Annotated in this window: 2 protein-coding genes; both read left to right on the forward strand. The window is 40.6% G+C overall.

The features are described 5' to 3' along the window. Positions 1-444, forward strand: a 444-nt coding sequence (locus EYR97_RS21770; protein ID WP_207308082.1) for a hypothetical protein, incomplete at its 5' end; no start/stop codon positions are given. A 107-nt stretch (positions 445-551) separates the two neighbouring features. Then, a complete protein-coding gene (locus EYR97_RS21775) occupies positions 552-848 on the forward strand; it encodes a hypothetical protein (protein WP_131095855.1) in 297 nt (98 codons plus the stop codon). Positions 849-1,357: the final 509 nt, after the last annotated feature.

A 1,357-nucleotide genomic window follows, 5' to 3' on the forward strand; every position in this document is an offset into this window, starting at 1 on the left:
GCATCAGGAAGATTCATGGATCGACTACCTCTTTCACCAGAACCGAATAACCAACATTTGTTATTAAGAATGGCGACGTCAGACACTTTTAGTCTGGCATTAACTGTGGCTTTGTTTGGAAGTGCTCTATCAACAATTCGCCCAGAAAGCATTCTTTGGGGGTTAGGTGGCCTACTTTGTCTTTACCTTTTCGTAAGTGACTGCACGGAAAAAAGTGAAGTCACTGTGTTAATGAAGAATATTTCTTCATTTAGGGCATACTCAATTTTAACCTATATCACAGTTGCTCTTTCAGGCATCATGGTAACTTTTGGCGCCCCTTTAATTTTTAATACCATTGTTATTATTCCTGTTGTTACAAATGCATTGATAGTCCGGCCATTTGTATTCGCAGACTTATACAAGAAAAACTATACAAGGTTGTTTGGGATCGTTGATGCATAACAAAAAAATAAAGTCGTTCCCGTTGGTCACTGGGACGCATACATGCGGGGCAGCTTCGCCATTATGCCCCACATGCCTGCGCCCCTTATTTAAAAGTTAGGTAACAAATGGATTTGAACTCAATAGATTTAGCAATAAAGTATCACTCATTAGAGGACGAAGAATGGGCTAAAAGTGGTGGCAATTTTATAAACATAACTGCCGGTAAGTATATCTTCAAAGATATAGAGTTTTTATCTGCTGATGATCTGCTCGCACATATAGAAAAACAATCATCTCAGAATATGTTAGTTCTTTACGACAATTCCACTAATCAAACCATAATAGCCTCTGTTTTAGACTATTGTAAAAAGGCTAACGCAAAGACGTTAGTAATAAAAAGTACCGAGGTATATGGACGCTAAGTTACCTAACAAAAAAATTATGTCGCCCGCAGGCGGGCTGGGACACAAACAGGCAGGCGGCTTCGCCATTATAGCCTGCCTGTTTGTGCCCCATATTTAAAAGTTAGGCGTCATTTACTTACAGCATTAAAAAGTAGGTTCAGCCGTGATATTACAGCATCAAGGATGTTTCGCTAGGTTGTCTTTGCGGCTTACTTTTTAGGTAGTTTCAACGACTTTAGCAACGCGGTTTTTATCAACACAGTAACGCCAATATTTAACATCATCAGTCTTCTAAACTTGCTCTTTTATCCAGCAATATCCTTAACATCTGGCATTACGCACAGGGTTGTTTTATCTTAATTTCAATAATTTAAATACGCGGTCTATTTGGCTAGTGGTGGCAGCAAAGCTGCGTACTTTCCTTTGTACGCCTAACAAAACGCTGTTGGCACTCCCTTCGGTCGCTGGGACGCTAACACGTGGGCTGACTCACTTCGTTCGGATTTTAGCCCACGTGCTAGCGCCCC

The sequence above is a fragment of the Alteromonas sp. KUL42 genome, from assembly GCF_006538325.1.
In the GTDB taxonomy this organism is placed as follows: domain Bacteria; phylum Pseudomonadota; class Gammaproteobacteria; order Enterobacterales; family Alteromonadaceae; genus Alteromonas.

Excerpts from the sequence above, each read along its gene's own strand:
- EYR97_RS21775 (WP_131095855.1), top strand. The coding sequence starts at position 552 with ATGGATTTGAACTCAATAGATTTAGCAATAAAGTATCACTCATTAGAG.